Annotated in this window: 23 protein-coding genes; 15 read left to right on the top strand and 8 right to left on the bottom strand. The window is 43.2% G+C overall.

Going from position 1 to position 25,590, the window contains the following annotated elements; genetic code table 11:
• Positions 1-19: 19 nt before the first annotated feature.
• The 5 genes from ilvB to BMX56_RS07160 form a co-directional block, all read right to left on the bottom strand.
• Complete coding sequence (gene ilvB / locus BMX56_RS07185; protein ID WP_090643196.1) at positions 20-1,774, bottom strand: biosynthetic-type acetolactate synthase large subunit; 1,755 nt, start codon at positions 1,772-1,774, stop codon at positions 20-22.
• 105 nt (positions 1,775-1,879) lie between these two features.
• Complete coding sequence (gene ilvD, locus BMX56_RS07180; RefSeq protein WP_177183740.1) at positions 1,880-3,589, bottom strand: dihydroxy-acid dehydratase; 1,710 nt, start codon at positions 3,587-3,589, stop codon at positions 1,880-1,882.
• 512 nt (positions 3,590-4,101) lie between these two features.
• Positions 4,102-4,356: an ATP synthase F1 subunit epsilon gene (gene atpC / locus BMX56_RS07170; protein ID WP_090643187.1), complete on the bottom strand. Its 255-nt coding sequence runs from the start codon at positions 4,354-4,356 to the stop codon at positions 4,102-4,104.
• A gap of 104 nt (positions 4,357-4,460) precedes the next feature.
• On the bottom strand, positions 4,461-5,966 hold the full coding sequence (gene atpD, locus BMX56_RS07165; RefSeq protein ID WP_090643183.1) for a F0F1 ATP synthase subunit beta: 1,506 nt from the start codon (positions 5,964-5,966) through the stop codon (positions 4,461-4,463).
• A gap of 158 nt (positions 5,967-6,124) precedes the next feature.
• Positions 6,125-7,114 (bottom strand): NAD(P)H-quinone oxidoreductase, encoded by a 990-nt coding sequence (locus tag BMX56_RS07160; protein ID WP_090643179.1) that lies wholly within the window; start codon positions 7,112-7,114, stop codon positions 6,125-6,127.
• Positions 7,115-7,408: 294 nt separating this feature from the next.
• On the opposite strand from BMX56_RS07160, the gene hemC reads away from it, so the two are divergent.
• The 8 genes from hemC to BMX56_RS07120 all read left to right on the top strand — a co-directional run bounded on the left by hemC (position 7,409) and on the right by BMX56_RS07120 (position 16,215).
• Positions 7,409-9,004: a hydroxymethylbilane synthase gene (gene hemC / locus BMX56_RS07155; protein WP_090643996.1), complete on the top strand. Its 1,596-nt coding sequence runs from the start codon at positions 7,409-7,411 to the stop codon at positions 9,002-9,004.
• 549 nt (positions 9,005-9,553) lie between these two features.
• On the top strand, positions 9,554-10,525 hold the full coding sequence (hemB, locus tag BMX56_RS07150; RefSeq protein ID WP_090643175.1) for a porphobilinogen synthase: 972 nt from the start codon (positions 9,554-9,556) through the stop codon (positions 10,523-10,525).
• Between the two features lie 153 nt (positions 10,526-10,678).
• Positions 10,679-12,049, top strand: a complete 1,371-nt coding sequence (hemL, locus tag BMX56_RS07145) for a glutamate-1-semialdehyde 2,1-aminomutase (protein ID WP_090643171.1) — start codon at positions 10,679-10,681, stop codon at positions 12,047-12,049.
• Positions 12,050-12,169: 120 nt separating this feature from the next.
• Positions 12,170-13,039, top strand: a complete 870-nt coding sequence (locus BMX56_RS07140) for a sensor histidine kinase (RefSeq protein WP_090643168.1) — start codon at positions 12,170-12,172, stop codon at positions 13,037-13,039.
• A 177-nt stretch (positions 13,040-13,216) separates the two neighbouring features.
• Positions 13,217-13,924 carry a response regulator transcription factor gene (locus tag BMX56_RS07135; RefSeq protein ID WP_090643161.1) on the top strand — a complete coding sequence of 236 codons (708 nt, stop codon included), beginning with the start codon at positions 13,217-13,219 and terminating at the stop codon, positions 13,922-13,924.
• A gap of 3 nt (positions 13,925-13,927) precedes the next feature.
• Positions 13,928-14,452, top strand: coding sequence for a tetratricopeptide repeat protein (locus BMX56_RS07130; protein ID WP_090643156.1), 525 nt, complete (start codon positions 13,928-13,930; stop codon positions 14,450-14,452).
• Between the two features lie 119 nt (positions 14,453-14,571).
• The gene (hemE, locus tag BMX56_RS07125) at positions 14,572-15,597 is read left to right on the top strand and encodes a uroporphyrinogen decarboxylase (protein WP_090643151.1); all 1,026 of its coding nucleotides are present in this window, start codon (positions 14,572-14,574) and stop codon (positions 15,595-15,597) included.
• Between the two features lie 81 nt (positions 15,598-15,678).
• The gene (locus tag BMX56_RS07120) at positions 15,679-16,215 is read left to right on the top strand and encodes a CopD family protein (protein WP_090643146.1); all 537 of its coding nucleotides are present in this window, start codon (positions 15,679-15,681) and stop codon (positions 16,213-16,215) included.
• 289 nt (positions 16,216-16,504) lie between these two features.
• On the opposite strand, the gene BMX56_RS07115 is transcribed toward BMX56_RS07120, so the two are convergent.
• Positions 16,505-17,770: a metal-dependent hydrolase family protein gene (locus BMX56_RS07115; protein WP_090643142.1), complete on the bottom strand. Its 1,266-nt coding sequence runs from the start codon at positions 17,768-17,770 to the stop codon at positions 16,505-16,507.
• A 111-nt stretch (positions 17,771-17,881) separates the two neighbouring features.
• Here BMX56_RS07115 and BMX56_RS07110 point away from each other — a divergent pair, with 111 nt between their 5' ends.
• From BMX56_RS07110 to BMX56_RS07095, 4 genes are all read left to right on the top strand, one after another.
• Positions 17,882-18,454, top strand: coding sequence for an RNA polymerase sigma factor (locus tag BMX56_RS07110; RefSeq protein ID WP_369829631.1), 573 nt, complete (start codon positions 17,882-17,884; stop codon positions 18,452-18,454).
• A complete protein-coding gene (locus BMX56_RS07105) occupies positions 18,414-19,211 on the top strand; it encodes a hypothetical protein (RefSeq protein WP_177183739.1) in 798 nt (265 codons plus the stop codon). The genes BMX56_RS07110 and BMX56_RS07105 overlap by 41 nt, the downstream gene beginning before the upstream one ends.
• A 30-nt stretch (positions 19,212-19,241) precedes the next feature.
• Positions 19,242-20,090, top strand: coding sequence for an outer membrane beta-barrel protein (locus BMX56_RS07100; RefSeq protein ID WP_090643133.1), 849 nt, complete (start codon positions 19,242-19,244; stop codon positions 20,088-20,090).
• Between the two features lie 216 nt (positions 20,091-20,306).
• Positions 20,307-21,305, top strand: coding sequence for an ABC transporter ATP-binding protein (locus tag BMX56_RS07095; protein WP_090643127.1), 999 nt, complete (start codon positions 20,307-20,309; stop codon positions 21,303-21,305).
• Here BMX56_RS07095 and BMX56_RS07090 read toward each other — a convergent pair.
• Positions 21,302-21,706: a hypothetical protein gene (locus tag BMX56_RS07090; protein WP_090643122.1), complete on the bottom strand. Its 405-nt coding sequence runs from the start codon at positions 21,704-21,706 to the stop codon at positions 21,302-21,304. The two genes, BMX56_RS07095 and BMX56_RS07090, sit on opposite strands and share 4 nt — an antisense overlap.
• A gap of 170 nt (positions 21,707-21,876) precedes the next feature.
• Here BMX56_RS07090 and BMX56_RS30085 point away from each other — a divergent pair, with 170 nt between their 5' ends.
• Positions 21,877-22,035 carry a hypothetical protein gene (locus BMX56_RS30085; RefSeq protein ID WP_177183738.1) on the top strand — a complete coding sequence of 53 codons (159 nt, stop codon included), beginning with the start codon at positions 21,877-21,879 and terminating at the stop codon, positions 22,033-22,035.
• A 180-nt stretch (positions 22,036-22,215) separates the two neighbouring features.
• Here the strand turns inward: BMX56_RS30085 and hemA are convergent, their stop codons facing one another.
• Positions 22,216-23,442, bottom strand: coding sequence for a glutamyl-tRNA reductase (gene hemA, locus BMX56_RS07085; RefSeq protein ID WP_090643117.1), 1,227 nt, complete (start codon positions 23,440-23,442; stop codon positions 22,216-22,218).
• A 166-nt stretch (positions 23,443-23,608) separates the two neighbouring features.
• Between hemA and BMX56_RS07080 the strand changes: the two genes are divergently transcribed.
• Together BMX56_RS07080 and BMX56_RS07075 are read left to right on the top strand one after the other, a co-directional pair.
• Positions 23,609-23,983 (top strand): DoxX family protein, encoded by a 375-nt coding sequence (locus BMX56_RS07080; protein WP_090643112.1) that lies wholly within the window; start codon positions 23,609-23,611, stop codon positions 23,981-23,983.
• A 75-nt stretch (positions 23,984-24,058) separates the two neighbouring features.
• Positions 24,059-25,585 carry a carbon-nitrogen hydrolase family protein gene (locus BMX56_RS07075; RefSeq protein ID WP_090643108.1) on the top strand — a complete coding sequence of 509 codons (1,527 nt, stop codon included), beginning with the start codon at positions 24,059-24,061 and terminating at the stop codon, positions 25,583-25,585.
• Positions 25,586-25,590 lie beyond the last annotated feature (5 nt).

Raw genomic sequence — 25,590 nt, 5'->3', positions numbered from 1 at the left:
CTTTAGGGGGTTAGGGGGCCTATTTTAACCTGATTTCGCTTACACTGCAACCTTGCGGTACCATCGGGAATACGTTATTCTCCTTGGTAACCATTACTTCTAAAAGGAACGATCCTTTGTTGCTCAGCATTTCATTTAATGCCGATGGAAGATCCTTACGGTCATCAATACACTTGCCGGGGATGCGGTATGCTGCTGCCAGCGCCACAAAATCCGGGCTTTGAATATCAACAAACGAGTAACGGCGCGAGTTAAACAATTCCTGCCATTGCCTTACCATGCCCAGGAACCGGTTGTTCAGGATGATAATTTTTACATCGATACCGCTTTGCATAATTGTACCTAATTCCTGGCAGGTCATCTGGAAACCGCCGTCGCCGATAATAGCTACTACGGTACGGTGCTGCGCGCCAAATTTAGCGCCTATAGCTGCCGGCAGGGCAAAGCCCATAGTACCTAAACCGCCACTGGTAACGTTGCTGCGGGTATTGTTAAATTGAGCATAACGGCAGGCCACCATCTGGTGCTGACCTACGTCGGTTACTATTACTGCTTCGCCTTTGGTAATTTCGTTAAGTTGTTTAATTACTTCGCCCATCGTCATTTCAACTGTAGTCGGGTTAAGTTCTTTTTCAATTACCTGCTGCACTTCCTGGCGGGTGTATTCATTGAATTTAGCAAGCCATTCAGTATGCTGTTTTTCATCTACCAAGGCGGTAAGCAACGGCAACGTTTCTTTACAATCGCCCCAAACAGGTACGGTCGATTTTACGTTTTTGTCAATCTCGGCCGGATCAATATCCAGGTGGATAACCTTTGCCTGTTTGGCATATTTATCAAGGCGGCCGGTTACACGGTCGTCAAAACGCATACCTATGGCAATTAACACATCGCATTCGTTGGTTAATACGTTTGGCCCGTAGTTGCCGTGCATGCCCAGCATACCCACATTTAAAGGGTGATCTGTTGGGATAGCGCCCGCACCTAAAACAGTCCATGCTGCCGGAATCCCGCTTTTTTCAACAAAAGCTTTAAATTCCTGCTCGGCACTGCCCAAAATTACGCCCTGGCCAAAAAGGATAAATGGTTTTTTAGCTTCGTTAATTAAAGCGGCAGCTTCCTGGATATACTGCGGGCGAACTATAGGTTTTGGCCTGTAGCTGCGGATATGGTTGCAGGGTGTATAACCTTTATAGTTAAACAGCTGGATCTGCGCGTTTTTTGTAATATCGATCAATACTGGTCCAGGGCGGCCGCTTCTGGCAATGTAAAATGCCTTGGCAATCACTTCAGGGATCTCGTTGGCATCTGTTACCTGGTAGTTCCATTTGGTTACCGGGGTAGTAATGTTAATTACATCGGTTTCCTGAAAAGCATCGGTACCTAAAAGATGCGCGAAAACCTGGCCGGTGATACATACCAATGGTGTGCTATCAATTTGCGCATCAGCCAGGCCTGTTACCAGGTTAGTTGCACCAGGGCCACTGGTTGCAAACACAACACCCACTTTACCGGACGTACGCGCATAACCCTGCCCCGCATGGATACCACCCTGCTCATGGCGGACCAGGATATGGTTCAGCTTATCATTGTAATCAAACAAAGCATCATAAATGGGCATAATTGCACCACCCGGATAACCGAAGATGGTATCAACACCTTCAACAATCAATGCCTCCAATAATGCTACCGATCCTGAAACTTCAACTACAGGTGTTTTTGCGGCTTCTTCTGCTGTTTCACCTATTTCCTGAACTATTGTCTGCGTCTCCATATTTTTTGACCTCTATCCCCCCTAAAAGGGGAGTGTTAAGTGTATATTTTAATTATTTATCTTTTTCCCTTGCTCCTGTTCCCCCTTCAGGGGGTTAGGGGGCTACTACATTTCGTCTGTTACGCAACCTTCAGCAGCCGAGCTAACTGTTTTGGCGTAACGGTATAATAAACCTTTGGTTGCTTTTAAAGCGGGCTGTTTCCAGGCGGCTTTACGTGCTGCCATTTCTTCGTCTGATAGTATTACATTGATGGTATTTGTTGTTGCATCAATAATAATTTTATCATCGTCGTTAATTAAGCCAATGGCGCCCCCGTCAAAGGCTTCGGGGGTGATGTGGCCTACCACAAAACCGTGTGTACCGCCGCTAAAGCGTCCGTCGGTAATTAATGCTACCGAGCTGCCTAAACCCGCACCAAAAATGGCCGATGTTGGCTTAAGCATTTCGGGCATACCCGGGGCGCCTTTAGGGCCTACGTTGCGGATAACCACCACATCACCTTTTTTGACTCGGCCGCTCTGGATGCCGGCAATCAGTTCAAACTCGCCATCAAACACGCGGGCAGGGCCTTCAAAATGAGTACCTTCTTTACCGGTAATTTTGGCTACGCTACCACCTTCGGCAATATTGCCGTAAAGTATCTGCAAGTGACCGGTAACTTTAACAGGCTTTTCAACCGGCCATATAATTTTTTGTGTATCAAACTCCAGTTCGGGTACATCTGCTAAGTTTTCGGTAATTGTTTTACCGGTAACGGTAAGGCAATCGCCATGTAACCAGCCTTGCGCCAAACAATACTTCATCACAGCCGGAATGCCGCCAATGTTGTGTAAATCCTCCATCATGTATTTACCGCTTGGTTTCATATCGGCCAATACCGGGATGCGGTTACTTACCGATTGGAAATCGTCCTGGGTTAATTTAACATCAACACTTTTGGCCATCGCAATCAGGTGCAATACTGCATTGGTTGAGCCGCCCAATACCATAATAATCACCATAGCATTTTCAAATGCCTCGCGGGTCATGATGTCTGATGGTTTGATGTCTTTCTCTAACAATATTTTGATAGCCTTTCCTGCCGCCAGGCACTCGGCTTTTTTCTCTTCGCTTAGCGCCGGGTTTGATGATGAATAAGGCAAACTCATGCCTAAAGCTTCAATAGCTGCGGCCATCGTATTAGCTGTATAAATACCACCGCATGCGCCCGCGCTTGGGCAGGCATTTTTAATGATGCCCATAAAATCAACATCCTCAATAGTACCGGCCATCCTTTTACCTAAAGCCTCAAATGCCGATACAATGTTCAGGTCTTCGCCTTTCCAATGCCCCGGTTTAATAGTGCCCCCGTATACCATAATTGACGGACGGTTTAAACGCCCCATGGCCATAATAGAACCGGGCATGTTTTTATCGCAACCAGGCAAAGTAATTAAGCCATCATAATACTGTGCGCCTGTAACAGCTTCAATAGAATCGGCAATAATATCGCGGCTCACTAAAGAATAACGCATCCCTTCGGTACCATTACTCATGCCATCACTTACACCAATGGTATGGAATATCAGGCCTACCATATCCTCATCCCAGATACCTTGTTTAACTATCTTAGCCAAATCGTTCAGGTGCATGTTACAAGTGTTACCATCGTAACCCATACTTGCCACACCAACCTGGGCTTTGCGCATATCATCGTCTGTTAAACCAATACCATAAAGCATGGCCTGTGCAGCCGGCTGTGTTGGATCCTGGGTAAAAGTTTTGCTATACTTATTCAATTCTATAGCCGCCGTGGTATCTGATGATGAACTCATTTTATTTTTTTAGTAGACTAACTTTATAAATTATTCTTGTTGTTGACCAGGTTTATTTGATTGCTTGAATCAATAAACGTAAGGTAGATATAGCAACCGCGAATAACAATAGTCAGGATTTATTTTTTCAAAAAGTATAATATATCTTAATATATTTATTTAACAATATAAAATTACGTATTTTTAATTATTTAAAGAACATAATTTTTAACAAAATAGACCAAAGTTCAAAACGGTATTCGGTACATATTTTATGCATGCATAGTAAATTGCCGATTTTCTTCCTAAAATGGGGTTGGTGGCTAAAAAAGTTTGTTAAATGTGCAGATTCCAGATGTGCAGATATGCAGATGATGATACTGCATTATTTTTTGAATTTGCCAATTGACATAAATATTCCTGCCTTTTTACTCCCTATAATTCATTCTCTAAAAACCCTATTAAAAAAACATTCAAAAAAAAACGTCCGGGTGCTATACCCGGACGTTTTTTCTGAAAAATAAGGGTATAGTTTATTTATGCAGAATTCCTTCGGCTAAAATAATGACCTTATTGTTTAATGCTTCAACTACGCCGCCTTTGATAAAAAACACTTCTTCTTTACCGGCGTTACCCCCACGTACAACCAGCTTACCATCCTGTAAGGTTGATATGATAGGCGCGTGGTGGTTTAATATCTCAAATAATCCCAAAGTACCAGGTACGGTAACCGATGTGGCTTCGCCCTCGTAGATCTTTTTATCGGGAGTAAGAATTTCTAAAGTCATTTCTTTATAGTATCAAGTAGTTAGTATCAAGTATCAAGTACATTTATGAAGATCAAGTAGCAAAATTAAAATAAGTCTTGCTACTTGATACTATATACTTGCTACTAATTATTAGCTTCTGCCAATAATTTTTTACCTTTTTCAATGGCATCTTCAATGCTTCCAACCAAGTTGAATGCACCTTCAGGGTACTCATCAACTTCGCCATCCATGATCATGTTGAAACCTTTGATGGTGTCTTTAATGTCAACCAATACACCTTTTAAACCGGTGAACTGCTCGGCAACGTGGAACGGCTGAGAAAGGAAACGCTGAACACGACGGGCGCGTGATACAACCAGTTTATCTTCTTCAGATAACTCGTCCATACCTAAGATGGCGATGATATCCTGAAGTTCTTTGTAACGTTGTAAAGTTTCTTTAACACGCTGAGCGGTATTGTAATGCTCGTCGCCCAAAATAGCCGGGCTTAAGATACGTGATGTAGAATCCAAAGGATCCACAGCAGGGTAAATACCAAGCTCTGCAATTTTACGTGAAAGTACGGTTGTAGCATCCAGGTGGGCAAATGTTGTTGCCGGTGCAGGGTCGGTCAAGTCATCCGCAGGTACATAAACGGCCTGTACAGATGTGATTGAACCACGTTTGGTTGAAGTAATACGCTCTTGCATGGTACCCATCTCTGTTGCCAGTGTTGGCTGGTAACCTACCGCAGATGGCATACGGCCCAATAACGCTGATACTTCGGAACCTGCTTGTGTAAAGCGGAAAATGTTGTCGATAAAGAAAAGGATATCGCGGCCTTTGCCATCCTCATCACCATCGCGGAAATACTCGGCAATGGTTAAGCCCGACAAAGCTACACGCGCACGTGCACCAGGAGGCTCGTTCATTTGACCGAACACGAAGGTTGCTTTTGAATCTTTCATCATTTCGGTATCTACTTTAGATAGATCCCAGCCGCCTTCTTCCATTGAATGCATAAATGCATCACCATATTTTATAATGCCTGCTTCAAGCATCTCGCGCAAAAGGTCATTACCTTCACGTGTACGCTCGCCAACACCTGCAAATACAGATAAACCTGCATAAGCTTTAGCGATGTTGTTGATAAGCTCCTGAATTAATACTGTTTTACCTACACCGGCACCACCAAACAATCCAATTTTACCACCTTTTACGTAAGGCTCTAATAAATCGATAACTTTGATACCTGTAAACAATACTTCAGTTTCGGTAGACAAGTCTTCGAAACGCGGAGGGGTATTGTGAATAGGGCGGCCATTGGTTTTGTCAAGATCGGGTATACCATCGATAGCATCGCCTACTACGTTAAATACACGGCCTTTAATATTTTCTCCAATTGGCATTTTGATAGCCGATTCCAAATCCAAAACTTTCATGCCACGTAGCAATCCGTCTGTTGAATCCATCGCAATCGCGCGTACACGATCTTCACCTAAATGCTGCTGAACTTCTAAAATGATTTTTTGGCCATTATCTTTCGTGATCTCTAACGCGTCATAAATTTTAGGGAGATGAGCGTCATCAGCGAAACTTACGTCAACTACCGGACCGATGATCCGTGATATTTTTCCAATGTTTGGCATATATAACCTGGTGTTTTAAGAATTTTCCTTTTTAATAGTATCCTGCTTGTAAAATATAAGATGCTATTTCAGAGGCGCAAAGTTATGATTTCTATCCAAATATTTAAATAGCAAAGGCAACATTTTTGCACGATAATTTATGTCGGCTTTAATTATAGTTACTGATCGCCAAAATCAAGCATTATTTTGCCAATATGCCCGCTGCTTTCCATAAGCTCGTGGGCTTTTGCGGCTTCGGCAACAGGGAAAACAGCATGAACAACAGGTTTGATTCGACCAGATGCCAATAGTGGCCAGATAACCGTTTTTAATTTGTGTGCAATAGCACCTTTAAATTCTACCTCGCGCGAGCGCAGCGCAGAGCCGGTAATAGTCAATCGCTTTCGCATCACCTGTGCCAAATCAATTTGAACATTATTGCCGTTCATCGTATTAATAAGCACCAACCGGCCCTCAACAGCCAGCGATTTAATGTTGCCCGCTGTATAATCGCCGCCTATCATATCCAGTATCACATCAACGCCTTTGCCGGCAGTTATATCATTAATAACATCGGTAAAGTTTTCTGTTTTATAGTTAATTGCTTTTGCCGCACCCAAAGCTTCGCAAAAGCGGCATTTATCTGCTGATCCGGCTGTTACATAAACCGTATGCCCTAATGCTTTGGCCATTTGTATAGCGGCAACGCCAATACCACTTGAGCCCCCATGAACCAGTAATGTTTCGCCGTCCTTTAAACCTGCACGATCAAACACATTGCTCCAAACGGTAAAAAACGTTTCGGGCAACGAGGCTGCTTCTGTAAATGAAAGATTTTCGGGTATCGGCAGACATTGTTCTTCGGGAGCATTACAATATTCGGCATAACCGCCGCCTGCAACCAGGGCGCAAACTTTATCGCCAACCATCAGGTGGGTTACCGTTGTACCAATAGCCACAACGATACCGGCAATTTCTAAGCCCGGGATATCCTGTGGTGCGCCGGCGGGAGGCGGATAATTACCCTTGCGCTGAAAAACATCTGGCCGGTTAACACCCGCGGCCATAACCTTAACTAATACTTCGTTATCGGCATAAGCTGGCTGGGGCCGTTCCTGTACCTGTAAAACCGATGGTTCGCCGGGGCGGGTTATAATAACTGCTTTCATTTTGATGAAATGATGTATTCCTGTTTTAGTCTTAAGTGCTAAATCTTAAGCCTGAAGCCAAAGGTGATAATTCACATGGAAAATTCAAGACTTCGGACTTGCGACTTAGTACTTAAGACTTAGACTCAAAGATAACTTTAATCAATGCAGGAATGTTTAATAAAGAAATGGCGTTAAAAGGTATTAATCGCACACTTAACCGTCATATTGTTGCAATCAGAAAAAATTCGTGATGTTGTTGTACCTTTTCATGCTGATAAAAAATTAAATTTGCAGCTGCAAACAATCATTCTTTTGGACAGAAAACTGATAATAGGAACACGTGGCAGCGAATTGGCGCTGTGGCAGGCCAATTTTGTAAAAGATAGCCTTGCCGCCATCAACATTACCGCCGAGTTAAAGATCATTAAAACACAGGGCGACCGTATCCTCAACCTCAGCTTTGATAAGCTGGAAGGCAAAGGTTTTTTCACGAAAGAATTAGAAGAAGAATTATTAGCCGGCACTATTGACCTTGCGGTACATTCGCATAAAGATTTGCCGACCGAAAACCCTCCGGGACTCATCATCGCAGCAGTTTCAGAACGGGAAGATCCATCTGAACTGTTGCTGATATTGAAAGATTGTGTAGATGTGCATCAAAAGCTATCTGTTAAATATGGAGCTATTGTTGGCACATCATCAAACAGGCGCAAGGCCCAGTTACTGGCCTACCGCCCCGACCTGGAGATAGAAGAATTACGTGGCAACGTACCTACCCGCATAGGTAAACTACGCGATGAAAAGTATGATGCCATTATGCTGGCCAAGGCCGGTGTAAGCCGCTTAAACATCGATTTAAGCGAATTTCACGTAGAGGAATTAACCCCTGCCGAGCTGATCCCTGCACCTGCACAGGGCGCTCTGGCTATACAGATACGTGAAGCCGACCAGGAACTTTTTGAAGCCCTGCAAGCACTGCACCACCCGGATGTAGCCGAAGAATTGGCTGTTGAACGTACCGTATTAAAGCTGTTCGGCGGTGGTTGCCACCTCCCCCTTGGGTGTTATTGCCGCAAGGAGGATGATCTGTACCAGGTATTTACATCAAAAGCCGATGAAGGCGATGAATTCCCGGATAGGGTGTTCCTTAAATCGGATACTACAGCTGGCCTGGCCCAAAAGGTTGTAGCTATGTTTGATACTAACCGCAAACTGGCCCAAAGCGTATTTATAACCCGCGATCTTTCGGAGCAAAGCTACTTCCGCAAGGCGATGGAAAAACATGGCATCAATATAGATGCCCGTTCGCTTATCCGCACCGTACCTGTTATCAATAAGCTTGATCCTTATATTTTAAGAGATATCAACTGGATATTTTTCAGCAGTAAAAATGCGGTAGAGTATTTCTTTGCACTAAAGCCGCAATTATCCAATAAAGTAAAATTTGGTGTAATGGGCTCAGGATCTGAAGATACCTTGCGCCGTAACGGCCACTTTGCAGCCTACGTTGGCGAAAGTGGCGATACAGCCGAAGTTGCGGCCGATTTTGCAACATTAGCCAACGGCACTAAAGTATTGTTTCCCGGCGCCGAAGGTTCTTTACGCAGCATACAACAAGGCTTATCTGCCGAAACCAAAATAATCGATCTTACTGTTTACGAAACTGTAATTGAAGAGCAGGTAGAAGGAACCGGCGCTGATGTACTGGTTTTTACCAGCCCATCTAACGTAGAGGCCTATTTCCAGGATAACCTGTTAGAGCCCAACCAGCAGGTGATAGCCATTGGTAAATCAACTGGCAAAAAATTCGACGAAATGGGCACCAGGTACACATTACCCTTTTCGCCCGACGAAGTAGGCTTAGCCGAAGCCGTTTTTGGAACAACCTGTTTAACCAACAGGTGTTAAAAGCTTAATATGTTTCACTGGCAATGTAGCGTCAGGAATGAATTGAGAAATGGTATTGCAGCGGCAACTTTAAGTTTATATCGGAAGAATACGAAAAACGCAAAAAATCATGGTTAACACATGTCAACCATGATTTTTTGTTAAAATGCTAATTATAAGATATTTAAGTAAAAATAAATCAAAATTATGTTAACCTTTGTTAACCATGTTTGATTACATGACCCGCTCATCTTAATAGTATGTTTTCATTGTCAATTTATACATGACACAACACTAATGTGTTTAAACACACCGCCGTGAAGCCGGAGCAGAATTTCCGGCTACTAACACCATTGTCATGATCAATTTATGGGTTTCCATTGCTTATCAAACAGTTAGATGGGATGAAGCCCTGAATATTTTGTTTGTATTATACAATTCTGTAAAATCATCCTTACGCCATAAATTACCTTTAATAGGTTTAGAGGGGCCATAATTGTTTGGGTTTATATAACTTTGCGTGCCTCCGGCCATAAAGGCAATTCCCGAAACCGGAGCATTAGCTATAACATGTTACAACGACCACGTAGAAACCGTAAAAGTGAAGTAATCCGCCAAATGGTGCAGGAAACGCACATAAGTGCGGCCAATTTGATATTCCCCCTGTTTATTATCGATGGCGAAAATCAGAAAAGCGAAGTATCATCTATGCCGGGTATTTACCGGTACTCTGTAGATAATTTACTGCGCGAAATTGAAAGCTGCATGAAGCTGGGTTTAAAATCATTTGATTTGTTCCCCAACATTGATGAAGCGCTGAAGGACACCATGGCCACCGAAAGCTACCGCGAAGAAAGCTTGTACCTGCGCGCTATCCGCGAAGTTAAAAAGAACTTTCCCGAGGCATGTGTTGTTACCGATGTAGCGATGGACCCTTATAGCAGCGATGGCCATGATGGTATTGTTAAAAACGGCGAAATATTGAATGACGAAACGCTGGAGGTTTTAGGTAAAATGGCTTTGGCACACGCGCAATGCGGGGCCGATATTATTGCTCCGTCAGACATGATGGATGGCCGTGTAGGATATATCAGAAATGTGTTGGACCAAAATGGCTTTACCAACGTTTCTATCATGTCGTATTCGGCTAAGTATGCAAGTGCTTTTTATGGTCCGTTCAGGGATGCTTTAAATTCGGCGCCCAAGTTTGGTGATAAAAAAACTTACCAGATGAACCCGGCCAACCAGCGCGAGGCATTGATAGAGGCTAACTTAGACGAGTTGGAAGGAGCCGACTTTTTAATGGTAAAACCGGCCCTGCCCTACCTGGATGTGATAAAACTAATAAAAGATAATACCGAACTACCCGTAGCCGCTTACAATGTAAGCGGCGAATACGCCATGATAAAAGCCGCTGTGCAACGCGGCTGGCTCAATGAGCAGCGCGCCATAACCGAGGTGCTTACCAGCATCCGCCGGGCAGGCGCAACCGCGATATTGACGTATCATGCCAAGGAAGTTTTAGAGAATAAATGGCTTTAACAGAGGTAAAAGATTAAAGGCGAAAGCTGAAAGGTAAAAAATACTATAAAACGCCGTCATTGCGAGGCACGAAGCAATCCCAAACTATACAGGGTGGATTTGCAAATCGGGGATTGCTTCGTACCTCGCAATGACGGTTGGAAAAATATAAAAATGTTAGATTCAATAAAAAAGATGTTTTCGGGCGAGGCTAATGAACCGGTTAATACTATGGGGAAGCCGGATATTAGCAGGGAGAAAAGTGCCGAGCTTTATGCCAAGGCTAAAACTTACTTTCCGGGTGGGGTTAACTCGCCGGTGAGGGCGTTTAAATCGGTATATGGTACGCCCTTGTTTATTCAAAAAGGCGATGGCAGTCACATTTGGGATGCCGATGGCAACGAGTTTATTGACTACTGCTGCTCCTGGGGCCCGCTCATCCTTGGTCATAACAATACCAAGGTACGGGAGAAGGTTATAGAGGTAATGCAAAACGGCATGTCGTTTGGTGCACCAACCGCCCTGGAAAATGAACTTGCCGAACTGATTCTGAAGAACAATAAATTTATTGAAAAACTACGCTTTGTAAGCTCGGGTACCGAAGCGGTTATGTCGGCCATCAGGTTGGCAAGGGGTTATACCAAACGCGATAAAATCCTAAAATTTGAAGGTTGTTACCACGGCCATACCGATGCTTTATTGGTAAAGGCGGGATCGGGCCTGGTTACCTTTGGCGAAACCTCATCTGCAGGCGTACCAAAGGCCTTTGTTGACGAAACCATCGTAGTATCCCTGAACGATAAGGAAGCCCTTACCCTGGCTTTTAATGAATTTAAAGATCAGATTGCAGCCATCATCATCGAACCTATCCCGGCCAATAACGGTTTGCTGTTACAGGAAAAAGAATACCTGCAGTTTTTGCGCGACATATGTACCCAAAACGGCACGCTGCTTATATTTGATGAAGTAATCTCGGGTTTCCGCGTTGGTTTCGAAGGCGCGGCAGGCTATTACCAGATTAAGCCGGATATTATTACCTATGGCAAAATCATTGGCGGTGGTTTGCCTGTTGGCTGTTATGGCGCATCGGCCGAAATTATGGGCAATGTATCGCCCGATGGCGGCGTTTACCAGGCCGGTACATTATCTGGCAACCCGGTAGCCATGGCTGCAGGTATCGCCCAACTGACCGAGCTTTTGCGCATGGGTTTTTACCGCGACCTGAATAATAAAAGAGAAGAATTTACCGAGGCCATCCAGCGTTTTGCTACGGCCCGTAATTATAAATTTAAGGTGTTTGGTATCGGATCGATATTCTGGTTTGCTTTTACAGATAAAGAGTATATTCGTAAAGCCGAAGATATTGATGCAGCAAGCATGGAAAAATTCAAAAAATTCCACCGCGAACTGATAAACCGGGGTATTTACCTGGGGCCATCAGGTTATGAAGTTGGTTTTATATCATCGGCACATACAAAAATTGATTTAGAAAAAACCAAACGCACTATTTTTGATAGCTTAGATTTGGTATTTAACGGAAAATAAGTTGGCAGTTTTTAGTTGACAGTTAGCATTAAAAAAAAGCATAACTGCAAACTTACAACCGCCCAAGTTTAAACTGATAACTGCAAACTGGCAACTGGCAACTGCCCACTGATAACTGAAATGAAAAGGACATTTGTAATTTTTTATGCGCTCATCATCTATGCCGTTGCTCAACTGGTATGGTGGGGGTATATGCTGGTAACGCCTCACGCAAGGCCTATCAGTATGGTATTATGCGAGGGATCCATGTTTATATTGGTATTTACGTTGGGGGCCGTTAGTCTGCATAAAACCATTAATAAGGAACGTAAGCTGCAGGAGCAAAAAAAGAATTTTTTACTATCGGTGACACATGAGTTGAAATCGCCGTTGGCATCTATCAAAATATTACTGCAAACTATCCAGAAACGTAGCCTGACCAGAGAACAGGTACTTGATTTTATCGATAAATCGCTTAACGATGTTGAGCGCCTGGATGATATGGTAGAGAATATGTTGCTGGCCTCCAAAATCGAAAACCAATCATACACATTTCCTAAAGCAAGCTTCAATCTTTCGGTTTTGGTAGATAGCATTGTAAACCGTTTGCAAATCAGCAAATGCGATTGCAACCAAATGATTATCGATGCCGAGATTGAACCCAAAATTGAAATCACCGGCGATAAGTTTGCGCTTACATCTGTGGTAACCAATTTAATCGAGAATGCTGTAAAATATTCCAGCCCGTGCTCGGCAGTGGTTGTTAAGTTATTTTCAAAAGATGATAAGGTATACCTGGAGGTAGCCGACCAGGGCATTGGCATAGCCGATAACGAAAAAGCCCGTATTTTTGACCGTTTTTACCGTGTAGGCAGCGAGGAAACCCGCAATACCAAAGGAACCGGCCTGGGCCTGTATATAGTAAAAGAGGTGCTGGATAAGCACCATGCCAGTATTAAGGTGAAAGACAACCGCCCTGCTGGTAGCATTTTTGAAGTTGTATTTGGATAACACCAATTGCACAAATTATATCAAATTTCACTAATCTGCTTATATAGTTTGAATGAGAAATTTGTGTGATTCGATTAATTAGTGAGATTCGTGTTTAATTAAAATTCGTGTAATTCGAGTTAATTCGTGACCATTCGTGTTTATTAAAATTAGTGTATTAAAATTATGAGTCAGACGATGCCTAACAAAAAAAGAATTCTATTAGCCGAAGACGAAGAGCATTTGTTGGAAGCCATTAAACTTAACCTGGAGCTGGAAGGTTATAAAGTTTCGACAGCTAAAAATGGTAAAAAGGCTTTGCAGTTGTTTAAAGAAGAGCGCTTTAACCTGGTTATATTAGATGTAATGATGCCCGAAATTGACGGCTTCGTGGTTGCAGAAACCATTCGGCTGGAAAATACCGAGGTACCTATCATGTTCCTGACAGCCAAAAACACCAATGAGGATAAAATTTCGGGCCTTAAAAAAGGTGCCGACGATTATTTAACCAAACCGTTTAACCTGGAAGAGCTTATTTTACGGGTGAACAACCTGGTAAAACGCAGCCTGAAAGGCGATGACCTTAAGGAGTTTAACAGCTACAAAATAGGCGAAAAAACCATCCACTTTAACTCGTTTGAGCTGGTGAATGAAGATGGCTCTATTACTCCGCTTACCAAAAAAGAAACCATGTTACTGAAGCTTTTAATTGAGCGCCGTAACGATGCGGTATCGCGCGAGCAGATTCTGGAAACTGTTTGGAACTATGATGTATACCCATCAACCCGTACTATCGATAACTTTATCCTAACCTTCCGTAAGTATTTTGAACCAGATCCTAAAAACCCGGTTTATTTCCACTCCATCCGTGGTGTAGGCTATAAATTTACCGATAATCAGCACTAATTAATGTTCAGTAACCGGGTGCGCATATTTATTGCATTTGTTTTCCTGCTATCGTTAGGCTTGTTATTGTACCTGCGCATTTATGAGCTTGCGGCTGTTGCTGTTTTGATGATTTTGTTACTAATATGGGATTACTTTAAACAGGGCACCCTGGTTGTTGCAGCCAAATATTTTCACCATAAAGAATTTGATAAGGCAGAAGCCTCGTTAAAAGAAATCAGTAAGCCCGAATGGCTCAGTAAAAAGCGCCGGGGTTATTATGAATTTATTTACGGCGGTATTTGTGTGCAAAAACAGGATTTTAAAGCAGCCGAAAAACATTATGAGATTGCAGCCCAATACCCGCTGCGATCTGTAAATGACCATGTGGCCGCGTTGGTTACGGTGGCCAATATAAGTATAAGGCATAATGATTATGATAAAGCCCAAGCCTACCTGCAATTGGCCGAGCAGCATGCCGATAAAATTACCGCCAAAATGAAGGATGTTATAAACAAACTTCACAAGGAGATTAAAACAAAAAAATAGAGTCAAGAGTCAAGAATCAAGAATCAAGACAAGAACCTTGCATATGGCATCTAACTCTGCTATCTGCAATTCAAAAAGTCTTAACTCTTGATTCTTGGTTCTTGACTCTCCTATAAGATATGAGAGATTCGTTATTAATAAAAGCAGCTTTTTCCGAAAAAACAGAACGGCCACCGGTATGGATGATGCGCCAGGCCGGCCGTTTCATGAAAGAATATTGGGATATTAAAAACAAGTATTCCTTTTTGGAAATGTGCAAAACACCGGAACTTGCTGCCGATGTTACCATGTTGCCGGTTAATTTATTAGGTATTGATGGTGCCATCCTGTTTTCGGACATACTGGTTACCGGCGAGGCTATGGGCGGCGATTTGAGTTTCAACGCCGGAACAGGCCCTAAGTTTGCCAACCCGGTACGTACACAAAAAGATATTGATAACCTGCAAACCGATGTAGGTGATAAATTACAATATGTTGCCGATGCCATTAAGGTGATTCAGCAGCGTTTAAATGGCAGCATCCCGCTGATTGGTTTTGCAGGCGCGCCATTTACTGTGATGAGCTACCTGGTTGAAGGCGGATCGTCGAAAGATTTTAAGCTCACCAAACTGATGCTTCACAATGAGCCGGCAATGGCGCATCAGTTGTTATCAAAAATAGCAACCGTTACAGCCGATTACCTGAACCTTCAAATTGAAGCAGGCGTTAACGCGGTACAGATTTTCGATAGCTGGGCACAGGCTTTGGCCTGGGATGATTATAAAGAGTTTAGCCACTACTACATCCAACAGATCATCAGCAAGCTTAACCGTAAGGATATCCCGGTGATATCGTTCTGCAAAGGCAGTTCGGTTTTTGCTCCGCTGATGGCCGAGGCTAAGCCGGATGTGGTATCGATTGACTGGAATGTTGATTTGCTGGATATCAAAAAGCGTTTACCTGCCGGTGTAGCCGTGCAAGGTAACCTTGATCCGCATATATTATACGCCGACAAAAAAGTAATTAAAGATCGCATATACCGCCTGTTCGACCGGATGAAGGACGAGCCAGGTTTCATTTTCAACCTGGGCCACGGCATTATGCCCGATATCCCATTTGATAATGTGAAGTACGCGGTAGAAATTATAAAGGAATACGCCCCCTAACCCCCTAAAGGGGGAACTATAGTCGGGGTAATAAAAAAATGCAAATCAAAAAATCCCCCCTTTAGGGGGTTAGGGGGCTTCATGTACGAATACGTTCTCGCCATACATATCATTTTTGTAGTCTGCTGGATGGCGGGGCTGTTTTATATGGTGCGCCTGTTTATTTACCATACCGAAGCACAAGACAAGCCAGAGCCGGATCGTAGCATCCTATCAGCCCAGTTCGAGATCATGGAGAAAAAGCTATGGTATATTATAACAGTACCCTCCATGTTCCTGGTACTGGCTGCGGGGATAACCATGGTTTATATAAAGCCTGGTTTTATGCTGATGGCGTGGCTCCCTATAAAGCTTGGTTTTGTTATCGGGCTTATAATTTACCACTACATCTGCCAGCACAAAATGAAGCAAATGCGTAAAGGTATTTTTAAATGGACATCAACCCAATTACGCCTGTGGAATGAGTTGGCCACCATTTTACTTTTCGCAATAGTTTTTCTTGCAGTAAAAAAAGATGGCTTAAGCTGGATATTTGGAGTTGTGGGAATAGTATCGCTGGGGGTGATCCTGATGATCGCGGTTAAAATTTATAAACGGTTTAGAGAGAAGAAAAATTAGAGAACCGTTAACGAAAAAACCGTCATTGCGATTGTAAAATCCGGGGACTTTGAAGGTGTAATACCCGTCTATTAAAGCTTGCCATGTTGGATAGTAAAATTCGCGAAATTCTGAAGGGGGAATGACATTCAAAAATAAAATATAAAATACTGTCATCCTGAAGTACGAAGGATCTATTCACGAACTTTTCTGCCGGTCATGCAAAACTAACAGATCCTTCGTACCTCAGGATGACAGGAAAATTGGATATATCGTGAGTAGGAACGAAGCAATTACGGCGTGGGTAATATTACTCCTTCACAATCACCCCATCCTTCACCACCAGCTTCACCATTTTCAAAACTTTCATATCCTCAACCGGATTACCATTAACGGCAACCAAATCTGCCAGGTATCCCGTCTTGATATTCCCCAAATCCTTCAATCCAAAAACGGCGGCGTTAACCGATGTTGCCGAGCGCAGTACCACTAAGGGTTTCATACCGTATTCGGCCATTAATATCATTTCGCGGGCATTATCGCCGTGGCTGAATACACCGACATCACCGCCCATACAAATAGCAACACCGGCCTTTAATGCTTCGGTAAAAATGTAATGCTTTTGCTTTACTACTGCGGGGTCCGGATCGATGCCCTTCTTCCAGCCTTTGTAGCCCGAAATTGATTCGGTGGCGTTGAGGGTTGGGCATAAAGCTATGCCTTTTTCTTTCATCAGCTTAAACAGTTCTGGTGTTCCGCCGTCGCCATGCTCAATGGTAGTTACGCCTGCCGCTATGGCCCGGCGCATACCTTCGGTAGTTGACGCATGTACAGCAACCGTGCGACCGCTGCTTTTGGCTACCTGTACAGCTACCTTCAACTCTTCTTCGGTAAAGGTGGGCGCTGCGGTGCTGTTTAGCCCCCAGCGATAGTCCACATAAATTTTTACTACATCTGCACCATGGCCAATTTGCGACCGCACAACCCTGGCTATTCCATCAATACCGTCAGCCTCTTCTCCGCCTTTAATTATGCTGGCTTCGGCAACTTCTGATTTAGGGCCATAACTACCGGTAGCTACAATTGCCCGGGTAGCCACCAACATCCTGGGGCCGGGGATTATGCCTTTTTCAATCGCAGTTTTTAAACCCGCATCATCGTAGGTGGCGCCTTCGGTGCCCAGGTCGCGCACAGTAGTAAAGCCAGCCATCAACGTTGCGCGGGCATGGTTAACGGCACGTGCGGTACGTTCGGCACGGCTTTCACCAAGTACCTGGTCGTTCCAGGCAGTCTCGTTATACGGATGCAGGAAAAGGTGCGAGTGCCCTTCAATCAGCCCGGGCATCAGGGTTGTACCCTTCAGGTCAATCACCTTAGCATTGCCGGGTGTTTTTATGGTAGCGGCCTCCCCTGCTGTTTCTATATGATTACCTTTCACAAGTACCCACCAGCCAGGGTGCATCTGCTCACCGTCGAAAACACGGTCGGGTTTAAGTAATATATAAAGTTCAGTTTTTTGGGCAAATATGGGCAGGCAAAAAATGAGGAGTATTATTGTGGCTATTATTTTCTTCATTATAAATAAAGATAGCTTACTTTATAGGAGATAAAAAGCCGCAAATCAATAATTGAAAAATATTTCAAACCCCATGCAACCATTTGCCCCAGGTTACCATCTTACTTTTAAATGATGTTTTTGGAACCTAAATATACTATCGAACAATTGGTTGAACGCTGCAAAGCGGGCGAACGTAAGGCACAGGAATTGTTATACAAACAATTGGCGGGTAAAATGCTGGCCGTGTGTATGCGCTACGCTACCGATAGAATGGAGGCCGAAGACATGCTGCAAAACGGGTTTATAAAAGTTTTTGGCAAAATGGCTGATTACCGGGCAGATGGATCATTTGAAGGTTGGGTAAGGCGCATTATGGTACATAGTTCTATTGAATACTATCGCAAGCACCACAAAATGATGCAGGTGGTTGATATAGACGAGGCAGGCACAGAGCCATCGGTTAACCCGATAGCTGCCGCCAACCTTGATGCCAAAGTGCTGATGGGGCTGATACAGCAACTTGCACCGGGTTACCGCATCGTGTTTAACCTATATGCTTTAGAAGGTTTTGCACACAAAGAAATTGCCGAAATTGTAGGCATCACCGAAGGGGCATCAAAATCGCAACTATCAAGGGCGAGAACAATATTAAAAGAACAAATTGCAAAAATGGAGAGCAAAAGCTATGGATATGCAGGATAAGGATCTGGACAAGCTATTTCAATCGGCATTAAACGATTACGAGATAGAACCATCTGCAAACGTGTGGACAGGAATTACCGGCGAATTGGATGCAGGCAAACGTAAAAAGGTATGGCTGCCATACCTGAGTATTGCGGCAGCAGCGGTTTTAATGATAACCGCCGGTGTTTTATTTATCCCTAAAGAAGTAAAAACAATCAAAAAAGATGGGCTGGCAGGTGTCATCCATCCGATAAAACCAAAAACGGTTGCAGGGCCAATCCAGGCAACACAGCCTGAAACTGCTGCCGGTAAAAAGCCGAAGGAAGCGGCCCCGGCTAACAGTTTAGCGGCTATCAGCATACACAAACCGAATAAAAAAGCGGTTACAACAGCCCCGGTTACAGCCGCGCCTGCCAGGGATATTGCAAAACCCGACGATCAGCAGCCGGCATTAGCATCGGCAACTAACAAGCAGGAAGTAAAAGTTACGGTACAGCCAGATACAGTTACCCGGATATTCCCAAAACATATTGACGAAACACCGGTTTTTGCAAGTATTAAATCGCCTGTTGCCCCAACAGAAGTGACAACTATTAAGCCAGCAACGCCGGCAAAAAAGCATAAGATCCGCAGTTTGGGCGATGTGTTTAATGTAATGATTGCCGCTGTTGATAAGCGTAAAGATAAGATCATTGAATTTAGCAATACCGATGAGGACGATGCCACCATTACCGGTGTAAACCTGGGCATCATTAAAGTGAAAAAAGAAAAATAAAATCTAAAGAAAAAATATATACCCGATAATATGAAACGCTTAATTTTTACGGCAATGCTATGCGTTGCAGCAGGCTACGGCTTTGCCCAAACCACCACAACTACCACAACCACGATAGTCGACTCGACCAAAACCAGTACAGATACCACTATTGTAACCAAAAAACATATAAAAGTTAGTTTAGGGCTTGGCCATGATGCACCTTATGTATCGCCATATAGCAACGACAGCACAAAGGTACAAAGGACAAAAGCCCCTGGTTTTTCTTTCGGAATAACCTTTTCCAGGATCGACCTTGGTTTTGCCACCCTGGTTGACAACGGCAGCTTTACTTTATCTGAAAAAAACAAGTTCCTCAGTTACCGCCAGGCCAAAACAGCCAACTTTGGTTTTGATGTGGTACAGTTTGGCTACCGTTTTAACAGCGCCTTCAAAATATATGTTTCGGGCGGGTTCGACTGGACTAACATTCGTTTGCGCCAGGATATTACCATACAACGTAATGCCCCCGTGTTAACTTTTTTGCCGGATAGCATCCACTTCAGCAAAAACCGTTTTTCGTCAAGCTACCTGCGCATACCATTGTCATTCTACTACCGCAGTCATGAGGATAGCCGTGGCAACTACTTCCGGCTGGTTGTTGGACCCGAGGTTGGCATCCTGCTTAACGGCCGTGTAAAACAAATAAGCGAAGAACGCGGCAAGCAAAAATTTGATGACGATTATCACTTTGCCAAACTGCGCAAAGGCGCATTCATCCGCATGGGTTACGGCATTATGGGCATCTACGCCAAGTACTACTTTAACGATATGTTTGAAAACAGCCCCGCCCAGGAAGGGTTGAGGAACTTTAGCTTTGGATTGACGCTGGGATTCTAATACACTCGAATAATTACGAATTGGGTCGAATTTCACGAATTTTAGCTTCAGGCAGATTTGTGAAATCAAACCCAATTCGTAATTATTAATTCCATTTAATATTAATCAAGATTCGTGAAATTCGCTTCAATTCGTGCCATTCGTGTTTATAAAATTCGGATTCTTGGAGTCCATCCAGATTTGTGAAATTCGATTTAATTCGTGTTATTCGTGTCAATGTCAGACATTCCTTTTTTGCAGGCCATTGCAGTAAGTAAAATATATCCCGGTAAACAGGCGGCCGGTGTTAAAACTACAGATATTTCTATCCAGCCCGGAAAAATAACGGCTATTATTGGCGAAAGCGGAAGCGGGAAAAGCACGCTGCTTCGATTATTATACGGATTGCTTTCTCCTGATGAAGGCATTGTTAAGTTTAAAGGCGACCGCATTTGGGGGCCCGAAGAAAAACTGATTCCCGGGCATGATGCTATGAAAATGGTTACCCAACATACCGACGACCTAAACCTGTTTGCCAAAGTTTGGGATAACGTAGCGGCCATGCTGCCTGCAACCGACCTAAAAGCAAAAAAGGAAAAAACCGAGCAAATTTTAACACAGCTTAACATGCTCCACATGGCCGACAAACGGGTGGCCGACCTGAGTGGCGGCGAGAAGCAGCGCGTGGCCATAGCAAGGGCAATAATTACCCGCCCACAGGTTTTATTACTCGATGAGCCCTTTAACCAGGTAGATACTACGTTCCGCGAGGGCTTGCAGCAGGACATCAGGCAAATTGTAAAAGAGCTTGGCATTACGGTGATCATGGTATCGCATGACCCGGCCGAGGTGCTATCTATGGCCGATGAACTGGTAGTGATAAAAAATGGTCAGATTGTGGAGCAAGGGCATCCAAAAATGTTGTATCAACACCCGCAGCATTTGTATACCGCCCAACTGTTAAGTAACTGTAATGTGCTTACCGCTGCCAGCGCACAGGTTTGCGGCATTGAAACCGTAAAAGACCATGTAGTAATTTATCCAGACTGGATAAGGATTAAACTGATCTCATCAACCAAAAGCTGGGCAATAAAACAAATCCTTTTCCGCGGGTTTTATGAAGACCTGATAATCGAAAAAGAAGGCGTACAGCTCCGCGTATCCAACGGCGAACCCGATAGTTATAAAGAAGGCGATATGGTATCTGTAAGGTTTTGGAAGTGGTTAGAGTATTAGTGAACATCATGTGAGTCATCAAATTCATCATATTCAATAAACCGTTCCTGAAGCTGGATCCATTTCTTTTTGTCGGCAGCTGACCAAATCTCCGTTTTTTCCCAAATGCTACCATCGGGCCAAATTAGCTTTCCCTTTATTGCCCTATATTTTAAATCGTACACATCGTCAACATTCTTGAATGCCCACAATTTCCATTTTGTAATTTTAAAACTCCAATAAAGCCAGGCTCCCGTAAATCCTGATAAGAAAACAATCAAAGCTATCCACTGAGGAAGAGTGGGAAATGTTGTTAAATAATACGCAGCTCCAAATCCGACTATCTGTATTGCGATAACAGGGTAATTTATCATACGTTGACCCTTTTTTAACGCTTCATCAACAGTAACGGTTTCAGACATAGAATGACTTGGTTTAGGTTGGGAAATTAGTAATAATCGGCCAAAAATTAAAATAAATTTGCTGCCGGGAATGTCACGAAGTATAACTCGCGGCGGCTATCAAACGTCAATTATGAAGCGTTCTTGGTGAAAAGAAAATGGAACTGTAAATTTGAATAGAGGAGGTAATTATGGCAACAGAAAAAAAAGCGAGTACCCAAAAAGGTTACAGAGGTGCGATTTTAAGCAACAATATTAAAAGTCATGCTAATGATCCTTTTTTTGTAAAAAAAGCGGAAGAGGCTAAGATAGCCGTTAGTAAAATAGTATTACCTGAGAGTAAAAAATAATGACATTTTAGATCGATAAATAAAAGGCTGGATTTATCCGGCTTTTATTATGAATATCAATTTGATTTGATGCTTATTGATTTTTCTATAAAAAATCGAGTAAAATTAAGCTGGAAGCTTAATTTATGATTACAACAGGTTGCACTTCGTTAAACCCGCGGCAGCAATGAAAAAATTAAATCAATTTTCATTAATCAATATATCCTTAGCCATAACCATGGGCACACTGATATATTTCTTCTCCATGTAGTTAATCACTTTTTCCAGGATGTCGCGCGATTGCTGATCCATGCTTTGTACTTCATCAGCAAAAACAGAATTGATGGCCGTGTTGCGAATCTCTTTTATCTTTTCGGGCACCTGGCGCATGGCCACTTCAATACGGCGTTGTTTCAGTTGGGTTAAAAACTCCGCTATATTTTGTTCAATAATACCTTCGGCGTGTACCAGTTCGTGGTAGCGCTCCTGAAGGTTACGTTTGGCAACTTCGTTTAATGAATGTACTTCGATAAAGTTAACCGGGAATTGCTCTAAAACTTCGGGAGCGGTATCATTAGGGATGGCAAGATCGACGATAGTTTTCTTGCCGGTTTCGCCGTTGAGCAGCGATTGGTAAATTTCGGTGGTGATGATAGGCTCAACTGCCGACGTACAGGTGATAATAGCGTCAAAGCCTTTATTGTATGTTTTAAGTGCTTCCAGGTCAAATGCCTCGCCGCCAAGGTCTCTGGCCAGTTCAGCCGCCTTCGAAACAGTCCTGTTAAAAACCGCGAAGTTACTGAACTTATGCTTTTGCAGGTATTTAGATAAATTTCGGTTGGTTTCGCCGGCGCCGATAATCAACACACGGGCATTTGAGCAAAGGTTTAAATCTTTAAGCTTACGATAAGCTAACGAGACAACCGAAATAGGGTTTTTTGAAATATTGGTATGGGTATAAACTTCCTTGGCTGTTTTAACCACACAGTTCATAATCATACGCAGGCCGTCACCGGTAAGTCCGGCTTCTTTACAGTGTTCATATGCTTTGCGCAACTGGGCCAGTATCTCCTTTTCACCAACTATCAAACTCTCTAACGAGCATGAAGTACGCAGCAGGTGCACCATAGCTTCCTGGTCTTCATAAATAGAAGCGCCATCCATGAAGGTACTCAGGGAGTGTTCACAAAGTTCGGTGTTAAACGCTTCGATGAAACGTTTGGCAAAGTCCTTATCAACTACTTGCGGAGTAGTCATAACAAATTCCACACGGTTACATGTAGCCAGATAGAATATTTCCGGTATTCCAAATTGAGTTTTAACCTGTTGAAGCTTTTCAGTCAGATTTTCCTGGCAAACCACCAATCTTCCTATTTCCTTCAGTTCAATCTGTTTGTGTGTAAAAGCAATAACCTTTAAATACTTCAAAGCAGTTTTAAATTTGACCGAACAAAAATATCACTATAAAAGGGATGCAATGTCAACACTTTGTCAAACAGAGGTATTTAGAATGGTTATAAATTAGCCGAAATGACGCAAAAACCACATAAAAACTGCTTAAAACAATACCTGGCAAAATTATGTATATTGACAAATGCATTTATTGAAAAAGGTTAGCCTGTTCATATTGGTGGTTGGTTATGCATTTGCGGGCATTAATCATTTCATAAATCCCGAATCTTACATACATATCATTCCGCATTATATACCCTTCCCCGTTTTAATGAATATTATTGCCGGGGTAGCAGAAATATCATTCGCGCCCCTGCTGATACGGCCCCAGACAAGGCCCTGGGCGGTATATGGCGTTGTACTGATGCTGGCAGCGTTTTTACCGGTTCATATCCAAATGCTTTTTGATGCTCCTTTTAAATTAGGTAACATAACCGTAACACCACTTATTGCCTGGCTTCGCTTAATTTTACAACCGGTATTGATGCTGTGGGTATGGTGGCACAGGAAGAATTAACATCAAAGGCTTATTTAAGGGCAAAACAAATCACCGGGTTTTTTATTTAAGGATACAGCATCTTAAAAGTACAATATGGATTTGCAAAGTGTTGAAATGCGTAACCTGGAAGTACAGGATTACCAGGAATTAAAAAAGTCGATGAAATCGGCATACATGGATATGGACGAGGATTATTGGGATGCCAATTCCATTAAAAAGCTCATCAAAATATTCCCCGAAGGGCAAATTTGTGTAACCGTGAACGATGTGGTGGTAGGTTGTGCGTTGGCCATTATAGTCGACTATCAAAAATTTGGCGATAACCATACCTACAAACAAATTACCGGCGATAGTACCTTTAAAACCCACACAGATAAAGGTGATGTTTTATACGGAATAGATGTATTTATTCACCCAAACTACCGCGGCTTGCGCCTGGCCCGTCGCCTTTATGATGCCCGCAAGGCCTTGTGCGAAAAACTGAACCTGAAAAGTATTATTGCAGGTGGCCGGATACCCAATTATCAAAAATTCCAGAATGATCTTACCCCCCGCCAATATATTGATAAGGTTAAGTATAAAGAGATATATGACCCTACCCTATCTTTCCAGCTGGCCAATGATTTTCACGTGCGTAAAGTGCTGCGTAATTACCTGCCCGAAGACAGCCGCAGCAAGGGCTTTGCTACGTTAATAGAGTGGAACAATGTGTATTACGAGGAAATCAGCAGCGCTATCAACCAAAAAACTGTAGTGCGCATTGGCCTGGTACAGTGGCAGATGCGCCCGTACAATAACATCAGCGAACTATTAAAGCATGCAGAATACTTTGTAGATGCTGTAAGCGATTACCAGGCAGATTTTATACTGTTCCCAGAGTTATTTGGCACTCCTTTAATGGCCGATTACAACCACATGGACAGCGCCAAAGCCATGCGTGAACTAGCTAAATATACCCAGCCTATCATCGAAGAATTTTCAAAGCTGGCGGTATCATATAATGTGAACATCATAGCCGGCAGTATGCCTACCATTTTTGAAGATTCGTTATACAATGTATCGTACCTCTTCAGGCGTAATGGCAGTATGGAAGAGGTTTATAAGATTCACCCTACCCCTTCCGAGATCAGCTCATGGGGTATCCGCGGCGGCGATGAGGTTAGGGTATTTGAAACCGACGCCGGTAAAATAGGTATCCTGATTTGCTACGATGTGGAATTCCCGGAGTTATCACGGATACTGGCCAGCCAGGATATGCAGATCCTGTTTGTACCATTTTTAACCGATACCCAAAATGGCTATAACCGGGTTAAGTTTTGTTCGCAGGCACGGGCGGTTGAGAATGAATGTTATGTGGCCATCGCGGGCTGCGTGGGCAACCTGCCCAATGTAAATAATATGGGCATCAGCTATGCGCAGTCGGCGGTATTTACACCGTCGGATTTTGGCTTCCCTACCAACGGAATTCAATCCGAAGCTACACCAAACAGCGAAATGATTGTAATAGCCGACGTAGACCTTTCACTGCTGGACGAGCTGCATGAATACGGCAGCGTACAAAATTTGAAAGACCGCAGGACTGATTTGTATAATATTACTTTTAACGGGAAAAAAGTGTAGTATTG

Source organism: Mucilaginibacter sp. OK283, assembly GCF_900110415.1.
Taxonomy (GTDB): domain Bacteria; phylum Bacteroidota; class Bacteroidia; order Sphingobacteriales; family Sphingobacteriaceae; genus Mucilaginibacter.
This window is presented reverse-complemented; position numbering and strand designations above follow the sequence as displayed.

Bases quoted from the DNA above. Each gene is read 5' to 3' on its own strand.
- atpD (WP_090643183.1), bottom strand. From the start codon at position 5,966: ATGCCAAACATTGGAAAAATATCACGGATCATCGGTCCGGTAGTTGAC.
- BMX56_RS07120 (WP_090643146.1), top strand. From the start codon at position 15,679: ATGTACGAATACGTTCTCGCCATACATATCATTTTTGTAGTCTGCTGG.
- hemL (WP_090643171.1), top strand. From the start codon at position 10,679: ATGTTAGATTCAATAAAAAAGATGTTTTCGGGCGAGGCTAATGAACCG.
- BMX56_RS30085 (WP_177183738.1), top strand. From the start codon at position 21,877: ATGGCAACAGAAAAAAAAGCGAGTACCCAAAAAGGTTACAGAGGTGCG.
- BMX56_RS07140 (WP_090643168.1), top strand. From the start codon at position 12,170: ATGAAAAGGACATTTGTAATTTTTTATGCGCTCATCATCTATGCCGTT.
- ilvD (WP_177183740.1), bottom strand. From the start codon at position 3,589: ATGAGTTCATCATCAGATACCACGGCGGCTATAGAATTGAATAAGTAT.
- BMX56_RS07090 (WP_090643122.1), bottom strand. From the start codon at position 21,706: ATGTCTGAAACCGTTACTGTTGATGAAGCGTTAAAAAAGGGTCAACGT.
- hemE (WP_090643151.1), top strand. From the start codon at position 14,572: ATGAGAGATTCGTTATTAATAAAAGCAGCTTTTTCCGAAAAAACAGAA.
- BMX56_RS07135 (WP_090643161.1), top strand. From the start codon at position 13,217: ATGCCTAACAAAAAAAGAATTCTATTAGCCGAAGACGAAGAGCATTTG.
- BMX56_RS07160 (WP_090643179.1), bottom strand. From the start codon at position 7,114: ATGAAAGCAGTTATTATAACCCGCCCCGGCGAACCATCGGTTTTACAG.
- BMX56_RS07115 (WP_090643142.1), bottom strand. From the start codon at position 17,770: ATGAAGAAAATAATAGCCACAATAATACTCCTCATTTTTTGCCTGCCC.
- BMX56_RS07095 (WP_090643127.1), top strand. From the start codon at position 20,307: ATGTCAGACATTCCTTTTTTGCAGGCCATTGCAGTAAGTAAAATATAT.
- atpC (WP_090643187.1), bottom strand. From the start codon at position 4,356: ATGACTTTAGAAATTCTTACTCCCGATAAAAAGATCTACGAGGGCGAA.
- hemB (WP_090643175.1), top strand. From the start codon at position 9,554: ATGTTACAACGACCACGTAGAAACCGTAAAAGTGAAGTAATCCGCCAA.
- BMX56_RS07130 (WP_090643156.1), top strand. From the start codon at position 13,928: ATGTTCAGTAACCGGGTGCGCATATTTATTGCATTTGTTTTCCTGCTA.
- BMX56_RS07080 (WP_090643112.1), top strand. From the start codon at position 23,609: ATGCATTTATTGAAAAAGGTTAGCCTGTTCATATTGGTGGTTGGTTAT.
- BMX56_RS07110 (WP_369829631.1), top strand. From the start codon at position 17,882: ATGATGTTTTTGGAACCTAAATATACTATCGAACAATTGGTTGAACGC.
- BMX56_RS07100 (WP_090643133.1), top strand. From the start codon at position 19,242: ATGAAACGCTTAATTTTTACGGCAATGCTATGCGTTGCAGCAGGCTAC.
- ilvB (WP_090643196.1), bottom strand. From the start codon at position 1,774: ATGGAGACGCAGACAATAGTTCAGGAAATAGGTGAAACAGCAGAAGAA.
- BMX56_RS07075 (WP_090643108.1), top strand. From the start codon at position 24,059: ATGGATTTGCAAAGTGTTGAAATGCGTAACCTGGAAGTACAGGATTAC.